The following is a 13,681-nucleotide window of genomic DNA, read 5'->3' as shown; positions in this document are numbered from 1 at the left end:
AACGGATAGCACTTTTTATTATTCTACCGGATCTTCTCCAATAATCCTTACTTCACGTTCAAGCTGAACACCAAACTTTTCGCTAACTGTTTTTTGCACGTGACGAATCAAATTAATGTATTCTGTAGCACTGGCATTGTTTTTATTAACGATAAAACCAGCATGTTTTTTTGATACTTCAGCTCCACCAATTTGTGTTCCTTGTAGCTCACTATCTTGAATTAGCTTCCCTGCAAAATACCCCGGCGGACGCTTAAAAACACTTCCACAAGATGGATATTCAAGTGGTTGCTTTGATTCTCTTTTATACGTTAAATCATCCATAACTTCTTTAATATCGGAAGAATTTGCTTTTTTTAATGCAAAGGTTGCTTCCAGTACGATATATCCCTTATCTGGAATATTACTGGTACGATAATCAAGGTCTAACTCCACAGCGGTCAATGTGCGAATATCCCCTTCTTTTGTCACCACAATCGTACTTTCTAAAACATCTTTTATCTCTCCACCGTAGGCACCCGCATTCATATAGAGTGCTCCACCTACAGAACCGGGGATTCCACAAGCAAATTCTAACCCAGCAAGGCTCTCTGCTAATGCTGTTCTAGATGCATCAATAATACGCGCTCCGCTCTGCGCAATTATCTTATCTTCTTCCCTCCAAATTGAGGCAAGTTTTTGTAAATTCATTACTATCCCGCGTATTCCGCCGTCTTTTACAATCAGATTGGACCCATTACCTAGCATTGTAAACGGGACATCTTCTTTATTCGCTAATTTAATAATATCTTGTACTTCACTGTACGATTCAGGTGTTATATATACATCAGCTTTCCCGCCTAATTTCGTATACGTATGATTTCTGATTAATTCATCGACCATCACATTTTCCTCAGAAGTGATACGTGATAGTTGATCATATAGATGATGGCTGACTTTCATTTTTATCATTCCTTTAAACAATTCAATTACTATTTATGATACGTCCATTTGAATCTTATTCTATTGTAAGTTAATCATCTGATTCCTGCCACAAAAAAGAATGGATCAATTTGTCGACTTTCACACTTTCATGCAAACCGCTATGCCCTAGCTCTTGATTTTCAATAATTACTTCTTTAAAATTCTCCGGTGGTATAATACTTCGTAAAGTTCCTACACTTTGTGGCACGGCTACAGAATCTCCCGTACTTGCAATATTTAATACTTTTACATCACTTGGAAATGTCAATGTCTGTAAAAGCTGTAACGCATTAGATCCTGGTTTTAAGTCTTCTGCTGCCTCATCATTATGAATTTGGAAATACTCCTCACTATATATCCCATCAAAAGGACTACCAATGGTTATAAGCTTATCTACTTCTGGATATCCTTGTGATGCATATTCCATCGTATACTTTAGAGCAATGATGCCCCCCATTGAATGACCTACTAAGTTAACCCGATCTATATTATATGTTGACTTCATGTGCAGCAGTACTGAAGAAATCCATTGCGCACTATCAGCAAAACTAGCCCGATTATCTTCTAACACTATTTGTACAAATGTAGGAGCATACCTTCCTTTATTTAAATTATAATCCAGTACTTGACCATCTTTAGTAACATAATAGACGAATCCTTTATTTCCCCAACCATATTTATTTTCGAATCGATCCAACATGAACCCAAAGGAGTGCTCTGTACCTTTGTATCCATGAATAAATACAGTCGGCTCTCCCTCGTAAATCTCAGAACGAGTATGACCAGGATATAAGAACATAAATACTATCACACCTATTAATATAATTATGCCGACTACTAAGCTGATAATTGATTTTTTACCCACGATATATCTTCCTTTATAACTTTACCAACATTCACTTCGAATGTAATAGGTTTAATTTCTTCACGTTATTATACCATTCCTTCACAATCACAAACACCAATACGATTATTTTCTAGATATTTTTTACTTTCTCAATAGAAGTAAACTTGGGTACTTGCTCTTCAAACGAAGTAATATAATTAAATCCAATGGATTGCAATAGTTCTAATGATTGACGGAAGCTTTGTGATATTTCGTTTGGACGGTGAGCATCCGAACCAATAGTTAGTATCTCCCCTCCCAGTTGATGATACAGTTCTAAAATTTCTTTACTCGGTAGTCCTGCCTCTAACCCATACTTAAATCCTGAAGTGTTTAATTCAATACCTTTACGCTGATTAATTACAAGCTTCAAAATGGATTCAAGAATGTCGAAGCATTCATCCTTACTTGTCTGCTTTGCATATCGTCTCACCAAATCAACATGTCCCAATACTTGGTATGAATCAAATTTCTGTATACACGCATACAATTCTTCAAAATATTGCCGGAAAGCAGTCTCTATTGATTTCTCTTGAAAAAATTCACCAGAATGCAGGTCTGTACCCCTCGTTGCATGCATGGAACAAATAACAAAGTCAGGCTGCAAGCTGTTTACAAAATCAGCTGTCGCATGTAATACATGCGGTTGCACCCCAACCTCTACTCCCTTAAGGATGGTTATTTTGTTTTGATACTTTTCTTGTAATTGTTCGATTGTCTCTGTGTATCTAACCGGGTCAAATGTAAAATCCCAATCTTTATCTGGATAATCTATATCTAAATGATCTGTAAAGCAAATTTCTTTTAGTCCTTTTTGTATAGCAGATTGCACCATTGCCTCCATTTCAAAATCTCCATCCGCGGAAAAATTACTATGCATATGAAAATCAAACATTTTTAACCCTCCATTGACATTTTTTCTGATTATTTATATAATACTATATAACTTTACTTAGATAAAGTGATAAAGCGGTAAAATACTAAAGAAATTATAGCAAAAGGAGGATATGATGATAAATTACAATTTCCGTAATCGAACATCCTTTCCTGAAGATTTTCTAAAAAAAGCGAATGTAATAAAACAAATACAAAATCGTTTTTATACGTATGGATATGACCAAATCGAAACCCCTCTATTTGAAGATTATGATATGTATAGCAATGTACAAGGAACCGTTCAACAAGATGATATGGTAAAAGTAATTCATTCGTCAGGTAGAGTACTTGTATTAAGACCAGATGTGACCATACCTATAACACGTCAATATGTTGAAACAGATATGACTAGTCATTATCAACGATTTTCCTATTGTTTGGATATATTTCGGTTTAACGAAACTCAACAAGCGTATCGTACACAAGCAGGGGTTGAATTCTTTGGAGATGAGAGTCCAGAAGCCGATGCTGAAGTGATCGCTCTTGCAATTGATAGTCTTAAAGATTTGAAGATTGCTCCTTTTAAAATAGAAATTGGCCATTCTGGTATCTATAAAGAATTGCTTGAACAGGCAAATCTAACGGATCAAGAGCAACAAACATTACATGCGTTAATTCAGTCCAAAAATATATCAGAAACATCTAGCTTTCTTGATCACTTATCCATCGATCAAGACTTAAAACAAAAAATAGAGCTAATTCCCATGTTGTACGGTGATCCTTCGACTGTGATTAAAAGGGCTCAAGCAATAGTAACCAATGAAACAATGCAACAAGTTGTAGATACATTATTCAATGTCTATTCACTATTAAAAGACGATCAGATAGAAGAATATATATCGTTTAATCTTGGATTAATTAATAATATGAATTATTACTCTGGAATTATTTTTCAAGGTTTCACAGAACAAATTGGTCAACCTATTTTAATGGGAGGTCGTTATGATCATCTCAGTTCACAGTTTGAAAACGAAATACCAGCAGTAGGGTTTGCTTTTGAAATTGATAAGTTATTAACTTTGATTACTCCAGGCGATCAACCATTAATTACACAGGCAGACTTCCTTATCGAGTATCAACCTAATTGCCGACAAGATGCATTATTACTAGCAAGAAGGCTCCGTCAAGCAAATAAAAAAGTCATTATACAACCAACAGAATCATCGTCCAAAATAAAAGCATCAAACATCATACTAGTAGATTCAAATAGTTACCAACTAAAGAGTTCAGATATACAAACAACATTTTCATCCATTGATCAAACATTACAACATGTATTAAAAAAGAGGTGAACATAATGCAACCTGTTACCATTGCTCTAGCGAAAGGAAGACCAGCGAAACAAACCATTAAGTTACTCCAAGCTGCAGGGTTAACATTTGAAGAACTAGATGCAACGTCAAGAAAACTTGTATTTTACAATGAAGATCGTACTGCACGGGTCATATTTCTAAAAGGAATGGATGTACCTATTTACGTTGAAAAAGGTGCGGCTGATATCGGAATTGTCGGTAAAGACAATATCATCGAATCCCAAGCAGAAGTTTACGAGTTACTTGACCTTGGCATTGGTAAATGTAAGTTCTCTATTGCAGCTAAGCAAGGAGTAACACTTTCTTCCGATAATGAAATCACTATTGCAACAAAATATCCAATTGTAGCTAAGCGATATTTTAGTAAAAGAAACCAATCGATAGATGTCGTAAAACTAAATGGATCTGTTGAACTAGCTCCCCTAATCGGACTGGCAGATTATATTGTAGACATTGTCGAAACAGGAAATACATTAAGAGAAAATGGGTTAGAAATTCTTGAAGATATTGAGACAATTAGTACAAAAGCAATCGTGAATAAAGCTAGCTTCGCAACACGTTCTGCTGAAATACAAAGCATCATTAATCGATTAAGTACAGTAGTGGGGTGAAAAACATGGAAATACTTTCTTTACATCAATGGAAGCAACAACAGGATACAAAGTCTTCTACTATTCGGAACAAACAAGTCGATCAAGATGTACTTCGCATTATTGAACAAGTCCAAATACAAGGGGATGAAGCATTAAAACACTATACGCTTCAATTTGACCAAGTTAATCTAAATTCATTTGAGGTTACGAGTAACGAATGGGAACAAGCGATCAAAAAAGTAGATTCTACATTATTAGATGCTTTAGAGACCGCAGCTGGAAATATCCAACGCTATCAATCTGAAATGCTAGAATCCAACTGGTCAATTACTCCAGAAACAGGAGTGAAACTAGGTCAACAAGTAAACCCGCTTGATCGTGTAGGGATTTATATTCCTGGTGGAAAAGCAAGCTACCCTTCTACGGTATTAATGGATGCAATTCCAGCAAAGGTCGCCGGAGTGAAGGAGATTATCATTACCTCTCCACCTAATAAAAATGGAGAAATAGATCCAGTAGTTTTAGCTGCAGCAAAAATTGCGGGAGTTACTAAGGTGTATAAAGTTGGTGGAGCTCAAGCAATTGCAGCACTTACCTACGGAACTGAAACGATTCCTAGTGTCGATAAAATTGTCGGCCCAGGTAATATATATGTTACCAGAGCAAAGAAATGGGTATTTGGAGATATAGCGATTGACATGATAGCCGGACCTAGCGAGATTTGTATTTTTGCAGATTCCAGTGCTCCTGTTCCCTATGTTGCAGCAGATCTACTTTCACAAGCCGAACACGATGAAGAAGCATCTTCTCTTTGTATTACTACTGACCGTTCCTTTGCGAAATTATTGCAGGAGGAAGTAAATCGTCAAATTCCTTTATTAGAACGAAAAGAAATCATTGAAGCTTCTATTTCTCAAAATGGAAAGATCATCATTTGCGATAACAATGAAGAAGCGATTAACACTATCAATCAACTAGCACCAGAACATTTACAATTAATGACGATTGATTCAGAACAACTCTGCCCAAAAATTAAGCATGCCGGTGCAATATTTATCGGCAATTATTCTAGCGAACCATTAGGTGATTATTTTGCCGGGCCAAGTCATACATTACCCACTAATGGCACAGCTAAATTTTCTTCTCCACTTGGAGTCTATGATTTTGTTAAAAAAACGAGTCTAATCCAATACTCTAAAAACAAATTAGCAGAAGCTGCAGATACAATAATTACACTTGCAGAAGCGGAAGGCCTAACAGCACATGCAAATGCAATCCGTATTCGAAAGGAGAATGACAATGCGTAAAGCATCTTTAAGCAGAAAAACCAATGAGACATCTGTTCATTTAACTCTAGAATTAGATGGAGAAGGAACATCTACTATCGAAACAGGAATAGGTTTCTTTGATCATATGCTAACCCTTTTAGCGAAACACGGTGGTATAAATTTAGACTTATCATGCGACGGAGATTTAGAAGTAGATCAGCATCACACTGTAGAAGATATTGGTATTGTACTCGGTCAAACACTTCGTGAAGCTTTAGGGAATAAAGAAGGAATTACCCGCTATGCCAATGTCATGAGCCCGATGGATGAAGCATTATCTTCGATTGCATTCGATATAAGTGGACGTTCTTACCTCGTTTACAACGTAGAAGGATTAAAAGAAAAAGTAGGTACCTTTGATACAGAGTTAGTTCAGGAATTTTTTCAAGCTTTTGCAAGCAACGCTCAAGTAACACTCCATATTAATCTTTTATACGGAGTTAATTCTCATCATATTATTGAATCGATATTTAAAGGATTCGGGCGTGTGATCCGTCAAGGTTGTTCCATCGACCTAAACCAAAAAGGAATACCTTCAACAAAAGGAAGTTTATAGGGGGCAATAGCATTGATTGCAATTATTGATTATGGCGCTGGAAATATAAAAAGTCTTCAATTTGCATTAGATAAATTGAATAAACATTCCATTGTTACAACAGAAGCAGCAGAAATCAAACAAGCAGATTCAATTATTTTACCTGGTGTCGGAGCATTCAAAGATGCAATGGAAGCAATCCGTCAGCTTCAATTAGATTCCGTTATACAAGAGGAAGCGCAAAAAGGAAAACCAATATTAGGGATTTGCCTAGGTATGCAACTCTTTTATGAACAAAGCCTTGAAAACGGAGATTGGGAAGGATTAGGACTGCTAAAAGGATCCATTAAACGAATCTCTGGTGAAGTTAAAGTACCACATATGGGTTGGAATACATTAGACATTCAACAAGCTTCGCCACTATTTGATTCTAAGTTAGAAAATCCTTATGTCTATTTCGTTCACTCCTATGCAGTTTCTTCTTTCGAGGAGAATACTTTACTTGCTAGTTCTCAATATGGACAGCTAATTCCAGCTATCGTTCAAAAAGGGAATATAACCGGTATGCAATTTCATCCAGAGAAGAGCGGCGAGTTTGGAATTGAATTACTAAAAAGATATGAGGAGATGATTAGATGATTATCTTTCCAGCAATTGATATACGAAACGGGAAATGCGTACGTTTAAGGCAAGGTGACTATAATCAAGAAACTATATATAGCAACTCTCCTGTAGAAATGGCGAAAGAATGGGAAGCTTCCGGTGCTGAGTATTTACACACTGTTGACTTGGACGGAGCAAAGTCAGGAGAATCGAATAACATTAACATTATTCAAGATGTTGCTCAAGCACTCTCTATTCCGATTCAAGTAGGAGGCGGAATCCGGTCCCTCGAAGTCATTGATAAGTATATCCAAGCAGGTGTAAGCCGAGTGATTCTTGGAACAGCAGCAATAACAGATTCGGTCTTTTTACAAACCGCCGTTGAAAGTTACGCTGAGAAAATTGCAGTATCGATTGATGCGAGAAATGGTTTTATTGCAACGGATGGCTGGACAAAGAATAGTACGGTAGAAGCAATCCCTTTTATCAAACAGTTAGAATCAATCGGAGTAAAAACCATTATTTATACGGATATCTTAAAAGACGGCATGATGAGTGGCCCTAACTTCCAAGAACTAGATGCAGTTCAACAAGCTACGACCATGAACATTATTGCTTCTGGGGGAGTTACTACAGAAAAAGATGTTCAACAACTTAAAACGATGAATCTTTATGGTGCAATTATCGGAAAAGCACTTTACGACGGTTCCATAAAACTACAAGATATATTGGAAGGTGAAATGGATGCTCGCTAAACGAATTATTCCTTGCCTCGATGTTGATAACGGGCGAGTAGTTAAGGGAAAGAAATTCTTAGATATCCAAGATGTTGCTGATCCGGTTGAATTAGCAAAACGCTATAATGATGAAGGTGCTGATGAACTTGTCTTCTATGATATTACGGCTTCCAATGAGCAGCGGGGAATATTTTTAGATGTTGTTGAAAAGGTAGCAAAAGAAATCGCTATCCCTTTTATGGTAGGTGGAGGAATCCGTACAACTAAAGATATCCATCAAGTTCTTCGGTCTGGAGCTGATAAAGTATCAATAAACAGTGCGGCTGTTCAACGTCCTGAGCTTATTTTCGAATCAGCACAAAAATTCGGAAGCCAGTGTACGGTCCTATCTATTGATGCAAAAGAGATCGCAGTTGGAAAGTGGAATGTTTTTATCAATGGAGGGAGAAAGGATACTGGAATTGATGCTATTGAATGGGCGAAAAAAGGTGAATCTTATGGTGCTGGTGAAATCGTGGTAAATGCTATGGATGCAGATGGAGAAAAAAATGGCTATAATCTCCCCTTAACAACAGCTATAGCAACAGCAGTTAATATACCAGTAATCGCTAGTGGCGGAGCTGGAAATATCCAACATTTCAAAGATGTACTTTCACATGAAATAGATGCCGCCCTAGCAGCTTCTGTTTTTCACTATGATGAAATTAAGATACCTGCACTTAAAACCTATTTGAACGAACAGGAAATTTCAGTAAGGAGGAATTCGAAATGACCAAATCAATCTCCATTGAACATTTACAATTTGACGAGAAAGGATTAATACCAGCAATTGTGCAGGATCATCAATCTGGCCAAGTATTAACCTTGGCTTATATGAATAGCGATTCTATCACCAAAACAATCGAAACAAACGAAACCTGGTTTTACTCTAGAAAAAGACAGGAGCTTTGGAATAAAGGGGCTACCTCAGGTAATAAGCAGACAGTAAAACAAATATCCTTTGATTGTGATGCAGATGCGGTTCTTGTCCTTGTAGATGCACAAGGTCCAGCATGTCATACAGGAGAAGAAAGCTGCTTTTATGAAGATTTGTATAAAAATGATGTTGCGTTGCTGCAAATTATTCCGCAAGTGTCAGCTAAAATTAAGGAACGTCATGAACATCCAGTTGAAGGTGCATACACCTCTTATTTATTTGAAAAAGGAGTAGATAAGATATTAAAGAAAATCGGGGAAGAAGCTACGGAAGTTGTTATAGCTGCTAAAAACGAAGATAAGCAAGAATTAACAAGCGAGTTATCAGATCTTCTGTATCACTCACTAGTACTCATGGAACAACAAGGAGTTACGTTAGAGGATATCAAAAAAGAGCTATATAAACGTCACGTCGAGAAAGAAGGCCAACAACGTGAGTAAATTCTGGAGCTCCTTAGCTAAACAAGTAGATCCATACATTCCTGGAGAACAATTGAATGATGATACGATTATTAAACTAAATACAAATGAAAATCCGTATCCCCCGTCTAACCAGGTAATTCAGGCTATAGACGAGGCATCAAAGAATTTGAGGTTATACCCCTCTCCAACTGTTGATGAATTACGAAGCGAAATTGGAGAAATGTATGGGCTAAGTCAAGATCATATATTCATTGGAAATGGATCCGACGAGGTGCTTGCTTTCAGTTTCATGTCATTCTTTGAACCGGGAAATAGGATTAAATATCCGGAAATCACTTATAGTTTCTACCCAGTTTATGCTAAGTTATTTAATATATCTACGGATGTAATTCCGTTAAATGACGACTATACAATACCTGTAGAACATTTTTATAATTCAGAAGGTGGAGTGATTTTCCCTAATCCTAATGCTCCGACTGGTATTTTCTTAGAGATAGACCAAATTAAACGCATACTTGAAAATAATCCTAACCAAGTGGTGATTATTGATGAAGCATATATCGATTTCGCATTGGAAAGTGCAGTAACATTAGTCGAAGCATTTCCAAATTTGCTTGTTATTCAAACCATGTCAAAGTCTCGATCACTAGCAGGGCTGCGTATTGGATTTGCTATCGGTAATCCTGAATTAATAATTGGATTAGAAAGAATAAAAAATTCATTTAATTCTTATACCGTTGATCGATTAGCTATTGCAGGTGCTATAGAGGCAATAAGAGATAAGGATTATTTCCTGCAAACTACTACTAAAATTATTGAATCTAGATCCTATTTAAAAGAGCAATTAGAAACTAGACATTTTGATATTCTCCCATCCCAAGCTAATTTCTTGCTTGTATCTCATAAAGAGGTAAATGCTGAAGTGTTATATCAAGAGTTAAAAAAACAAGGAATTCTTGTAAGGTATTTTCAAAAACCTGGACTAGAAAATTTCTTGCGTATTTCAATTGGAACACCAGCACAAATAGAAAAACTCTTAAAGAAAATTGACCACATAATAAAACCATCGCCATAATGTTGGCGATGGTTTTATTGGGCGCATAGGCCTTTGTTCATAGATAGGATATTGTAAGATTTGTGTGCTGTGAATAACTAAATAATAAACCAGCCACGTCCGGCTTAAGCGCCCAGTAACGTGTAAATTTCACAATTCTCCACTACGATAAGTTGACATCAAATCGCTACCAGCTCACCGTGTTTCCTTTATCTCATTGCGAAGTGTTCCAGTTTATTCATTGCTGAACGGGCGTTTAAGCCTTTGTCTTCTTATATCTTTTTATCAATTTCTGCAGATTCTTTAAGTTCTTCTACTTTTTGAGCATATTGTTGCTGTTGTTTTTGTTGTTCGATTTGAGCTCTGATTTGATCTTCCACTTCAGAAAGTTCTTGAGCTTCACCTTCACTTTGCTCTGTCATTTGATTGTATAGTTCTTCTACTTCTTTATCTGTTACTTCTACTTCAAATTCTTGTTCTACATATTCCATCGTAGTTAAATCATATCTTAATTGATGCTTGAAGTTTTCTTCTGTCATGTTTAACTGCTCTAGCATCGTAGTAAATTGTCCTTCATTTGCACTTTCTTTATAAGCTTTTAATTCTTCTTCTAATTCTTTATCTGTCACTTCAATTCCAGCGTTATTCGCTTCTTGAAGCATTAGTTCTTGTTCAACAAGAAAATCAACCGTTTGATCCTTTAATGCTTCTAAATCACTTGTATCTTGTCCAGATTGATGCATCATTGATTTTACAAGAGAATACGCAGCGTTATACGTAGTTCCATTTACTTCTGTACCATTTACAACTACAACAGATTCTTTCTTATCAACCACTTCTTCATCTGTAATTTCTAAAGGTTCCTGTTGTTGACCTTGTTGATCTTGTTGCTCTTGATTTTCATCTTGATTAGCTTGTTCATTACTTGCTTCTTCATCGTCACTACATGCTACTAGGAACATGGTTAAACTTAATATTATCAATAGCGTCCATTTTTTCATCGCTACATCCCTCATTTCTTTAAGTAAGTCTGGTTTCATTCAATCATACATCATTTACGTTATCAACTGTCAGAATTATCTGCCTAAAATAAAAAGAGCCTTATACCGGGGATAACAAACATTTGGTTACAGTTCCATAACAAATTTTACTTACTTTTACGATAAAAAGTCAAAATTCTATTTAGTAGAGTGAGTCGTTCTTCTCCCAATCACTTAGCCTTTTAATTATGGAGGGGTTAAAGTTTTATTCCCCTCCACAGTCTTCATCTGTACAAAAAGAAGTTTTACTATTCCCAGTGTGGATTGTCTTCAATACGGGATTTTGTTTCTCTTCTTCCCACACTTTGGTAAGTACTTCATGAAATACTTCTTCAGGCTGTGCTCCGGACACTGCATACTTTTCATTAAATACGAAGAAAGGCACCCCTTGGACTCCAATTTGTCTTGCTATATCAATATCTTCATTCACTCGATTAGTAAATTTTTCGGTATTCAACACTTCTTCCACTTCGGAAGGTGTTAATCCCACTTCTTCAGCTAATCTTATTAAAGTCTGGTGATCACTGAGTAATTCTGATTCTGTAAAATAAGCATGCAAGAAACGTTCTGTTATTTCTTTCCCTTTATTTTGTTTTGTTGCAAGCTTTGCAACACGATGGGCATCAAATGTATTTGAATATTTCATATCATCAAAGTTATAATCTAAGCCAATCTCAGAAGCTTGTTCCTTTACTTGTTGGTTCATATTTTTCACTTGATCAAGCGGCATTCCTTTTAATTCAGAAAATGTATCATAGAAATTTTTCCCTGGAATATGCTTTGCATTTGGATCCAATTGATAGCTTTTATACTCTATTGTCACTTCATTGCTTTGTTCAAAATGATCTAATGCTTTTTCTAGTCTTCTTTTTCCAATATAACAAAATGGACATACAAAATCAGACCAAACTTCTATCTTCATCAAAAGCACCCCTTTTCTAGACGTAATTGTAGCACAACCGTATAGAAAAGGAAAAACTACTTGCTTCATGAGATTCTCGAGCAATACAAAAAATGTAAAAACACAAAAAAAGAGTCCGAAGTTCATTCATAAATAATATGAATGAACTTCGGACACGTAATAAGCAATTATTTTAGTTCATTAAGGACTTCATCAATCTTATCTAGTTCAGATTGTAATCCGCCACCGCCTAGGTACCATAGTGGTCCATCTAGGTAAATAATATTTCCATTCTCATATGCTGTAGTTTGTTTAATAATATCGTTCTCTAGGTCAGATTCAATATTGGAATCTCCACCAACTGCTGCAGTACGATCAATAACGAATACTACTTGTGGATCGAGATCAAGAATTGCTTCAAAACCAAAGTTAGAACCGTGAGAAGAGGATTCAATATCTTCCGTTACAGGCTCAAACCCATATAATTCATAAAGGTATCCGAATCTTGAATTTGTAGCAAAACCAGATAAATTTCCTTCATTGTACATTGTTACAAGGCTTGTTTCATAATTGCCAGCTACTTCCTCTAGTTCTGCTAAAGCTGCATCATATTTATCCAGGTATTCTTGAGCTTCTTCTTCTTTATCGAAGATCTTCGCTGCAATATCTACAGATTTTAAGAATGTATTCCAATAGTCATCTTGTTGTGTACCGATAAAAATGACGTTCGGAGTAATCTCTTTTAATTGATCATAAAAAGCTGATTGACGTCCTGAAATAAAGATTACATCGGGTTCTAATGCAGCGATTTCTTCAAGACGAGGTTCTTTTAATGTTCCGACACTAGTGTAGTCATCTGACTCATATTTAGAAAGATTTTCTGGAAGTGTGGAATCTTTAGCCACCCCTGTAATACCCTCTACTCCTAGGGCATCTAATGTATCTAACATTCCATAATCAAATACGACAATGTTTTCTGGCATAGATTTAAACTCAACATCATCAAAATTATTAGTAGTACCATCTCTACTTTCTGATGTAGATACAGTTGGAGAAACCGTCATCGGATATGCAGCGTTTTCATTCTCTTCTGTAGTTTCCTCTGATGCGTTATTATCAGTAGTTTCTTCAGATGCACTTCCTTCATCTGATGATCCACATGCTGCTAATACTAAAGCTAAAACTATAAGTGCGATAGCTAATTGCCATTTCTTCATGTACTTCTCTCCTCTATGTATGTATTATTTTATTGATAATGATAATCATTATCAATAACTACACTTAGTATAATCGCCTTTAGAACTCCCGTCAATATAATTATTACTTCTTTGTAATATTATTTTAACTTTTTGTCACAATTATTATTTATTGACTTATAAAAAACCTAGAGAAAA

The 13,681-nt window shown here is 35.9% G+C and carries 15 protein-coding genes; 9 read left to right on the top strand and 6 right to left on the bottom strand.

Annotated features, from left to right (window positions below; translation table 11 throughout):
- Positions 1–18: 18 nt before the first annotated feature.
- From murB to OB_RS02995, 3 genes are all read right to left on the bottom strand, one after another.
- Positions 19–942 (bottom strand): UDP-N-acetylmuramate dehydrogenase, encoded by a 924-nt coding sequence (gene murB, locus OB_RS03005; protein WP_011064959.1) that lies wholly within the window; start codon positions 940–942, stop codon positions 19–21.
- A 70-nt stretch (positions 943–1,012) separates the two neighbouring features.
- Positions 1,013–1,828 (bottom strand): alpha/beta fold hydrolase, encoded by an 816-nt coding sequence (locus tag OB_RS03000; protein WP_011064958.1) that lies wholly within the window; start codon positions 1,826–1,828, stop codon positions 1,013–1,015.
- Positions 1,829–1,940: 112 nt separating this feature from the next.
- Positions 1,941–2,744, bottom strand: coding sequence for a histidinol-phosphatase (locus OB_RS02995; RefSeq protein ID WP_011064957.1), 804 nt, complete (start codon positions 2,742–2,744; stop codon positions 1,941–1,943).
- A 115-nt stretch (positions 2,745–2,859) separates the two neighbouring features.
- Between OB_RS02995 and hisZ the strand changes: the two genes are divergently transcribed.
- Genes hisZ through hisC form a run of 9 tightly spaced genes read left to right on the top strand, consistent with a single transcriptional unit; the run spans position 2,860 to position 10,367 of the window.
- Positions 2,860–4,077 carry an ATP phosphoribosyltransferase regulatory subunit gene (gene hisZ / locus OB_RS02990; RefSeq protein ID WP_011064956.1) on the top strand — a complete coding sequence of 406 codons (1,218 nt, stop codon included), beginning with the start codon at positions 2,860–2,862 and terminating at the stop codon, positions 4,075–4,077.
- 5 nt (positions 4,078–4,082) lie between these two features.
- Positions 4,083–4,709 carry an ATP phosphoribosyltransferase gene (gene hisG / locus OB_RS02985; protein WP_011064955.1) on the top strand — a complete coding sequence of 209 codons (627 nt, stop codon included), beginning with the start codon at positions 4,083–4,085 and terminating at the stop codon, positions 4,707–4,709.
- Positions 4,710–4,714: 5 nt separating this feature from the next.
- A complete protein-coding gene (hisD, locus tag OB_RS02980; RefSeq protein WP_011064954.1) occupies positions 4,715–5,998 on the top strand; it encodes a histidinol dehydrogenase in 1,284 nt (427 codons plus the stop codon).
- Positions 5,991–6,575 (top strand): imidazoleglycerol-phosphate dehydratase HisB, encoded by a 585-nt coding sequence (hisB, locus tag OB_RS02975; RefSeq protein WP_011064953.1) that lies wholly within the window; start codon positions 5,991–5,993, stop codon positions 6,573–6,575. The genes hisD and hisB overlap by 8 nt, the downstream gene beginning before the upstream one ends.
- A gap of 12 nt (positions 6,576–6,587) precedes the next feature.
- Complete coding sequence (gene hisH / locus OB_RS02970; RefSeq protein WP_011064952.1) at positions 6,588–7,193, top strand: imidazole glycerol phosphate synthase subunit HisH; 606 nt, start codon at positions 6,588–6,590, stop codon at positions 7,191–7,193.
- Entirely contained in the window at positions 7,190–7,912 is a 723-nt protein-coding gene (gene hisA / locus OB_RS02965) for a 1-(5-phosphoribosyl)-5-[(5-phosphoribosylamino)methylideneamino]imidazole-4-carboxamide isomerase (protein ID WP_011064951.1), read from the top strand. Before hisH ends, hisA begins: the two co-directional genes overlap by 4 nt.
- Positions 7,902–8,666, top strand: a complete 765-nt coding sequence (gene hisF / locus OB_RS02960) for an imidazole glycerol phosphate synthase subunit HisF (RefSeq protein ID WP_011064950.1) — start codon at positions 7,902–7,904, stop codon at positions 8,664–8,666. The genes hisA and hisF overlap by 11 nt, the downstream gene beginning before the upstream one ends.
- A complete protein-coding gene (gene hisIE / locus OB_RS02955; protein ID WP_011064949.1) occupies positions 8,663–9,310 on the top strand; it encodes a bifunctional phosphoribosyl-AMP cyclohydrolase/phosphoribosyl-ATP diphosphatase HisIE in 648 nt (215 codons plus the stop codon). Before hisF ends, hisIE begins: the two co-directional genes overlap by 4 nt.
- Positions 9,303–10,367 carry a histidinol-phosphate transaminase gene (hisC, locus tag OB_RS02950; RefSeq protein ID WP_011064948.1) on the top strand — a complete coding sequence of 355 codons (1,065 nt, stop codon included), beginning with the start codon at positions 9,303–9,305 and terminating at the stop codon, positions 10,365–10,367. Before hisIE ends, hisC begins: the two co-directional genes overlap by 8 nt.
- Positions 10,368–10,618: 251 nt before the next feature.
- Here the strand turns inward: hisC and OB_RS02945 are convergent, their stop codons facing one another.
- From OB_RS02945 to OB_RS02935, 3 genes are all read right to left on the bottom strand, one after another.
- Positions 10,619–11,347, bottom strand: a complete 729-nt coding sequence (locus OB_RS02945; RefSeq protein ID WP_011064947.1) for a SurA N-terminal domain-containing protein — start codon at positions 11,345–11,347, stop codon at positions 10,619–10,621.
- A gap of 244 nt (positions 11,348–11,591) precedes the next feature.
- Positions 11,592–12,308 carry a DsbA family oxidoreductase gene (locus tag OB_RS02940; protein ID WP_011064946.1) on the bottom strand — a complete coding sequence of 239 codons (717 nt, stop codon included), beginning with the start codon at positions 12,306–12,308 and terminating at the stop codon, positions 11,592–11,594.
- Between the two features lie 167 nt (positions 12,309–12,475).
- On the bottom strand, positions 12,476–13,504 hold the full coding sequence (locus OB_RS02935) for a siderophore ABC transporter substrate-binding protein (RefSeq protein ID WP_011064945.1): 1,029 nt from the start codon (positions 13,502–13,504) through the stop codon (positions 12,476–12,478).
- Positions 13,505–13,681 lie beyond the last annotated feature (177 nt).

It is taken from the genome of Oceanobacillus iheyensis HTE831 (genome assembly GCF_000011245.1).
Classification (GTDB): domain Bacteria; phylum Bacillota; class Bacilli; order Bacillales; family Amphibacillaceae; genus Oceanobacillus; species Oceanobacillus iheyensis.
This window is presented reverse-complemented; position numbering and strand designations above follow the sequence as displayed.

Excerpts from the sequence above, each read along its gene's own strand:
- OB_RS02940 (WP_011064946.1), bottom strand. The coding sequence starts at position 12,308 with ATGAAGATAGAAGTTTGGTCTGATTTTGTATGTCCATTTTGTTATATT.
- hisZ (WP_011064956.1), top strand. The coding sequence starts at position 2,860 with ATGATAAATTACAATTTCCGTAATCGAACATCCTTTCCTGAAGATTTT.
- hisG (WP_011064955.1), top strand. The coding sequence starts at position 4,083 with ATGCAACCTGTTACCATTGCTCTAGCGAAAGGAAGACCAGCGAAACAA.
- hisD (WP_011064954.1), top strand. The coding sequence starts at position 4,715 with ATGGAAATACTTTCTTTACATCAATGGAAGCAACAACAGGATACAAAG.
- OB_RS02935 (WP_011064945.1), bottom strand. The coding sequence starts at position 13,504 with ATGAAGAAATGGCAATTAGCTATCGCACTTATAGTTTTAGCTTTAGTA.
- hisA (WP_011064951.1), top strand. The coding sequence starts at position 7,190 with ATGATTATCTTTCCAGCAATTGATATACGAAACGGGAAATGCGTACGT.
- OB_RS02945 (WP_011064947.1), bottom strand. The coding sequence starts at position 11,347 with ATGAAAAAATGGACGCTATTGATAATATTAAGTTTAACCATGTTCCTA.
- hisF (WP_011064950.1), top strand. The coding sequence starts at position 7,902 with ATGCTCGCTAAACGAATTATTCCTTGCCTCGATGTTGATAACGGGCGA.
- murB (WP_011064959.1), bottom strand. The coding sequence starts at position 942 with ATGAAAGTCAGCCATCATCTATATGATCAACTATCACGTATCACTTCT.
- hisB (WP_011064953.1), top strand. The coding sequence starts at position 5,991 with ATGCGTAAAGCATCTTTAAGCAGAAAAACCAATGAGACATCTGTTCAT.
- hisIE (WP_011064949.1), top strand. The coding sequence starts at position 8,663 with ATGACCAAATCAATCTCCATTGAACATTTACAATTTGACGAGAAAGGA.
- OB_RS02995 (WP_011064957.1), bottom strand. The coding sequence starts at position 2,744 with ATGTTTGATTTTCATATGCATAGTAATTTTTCCGCGGATGGAGATTTT.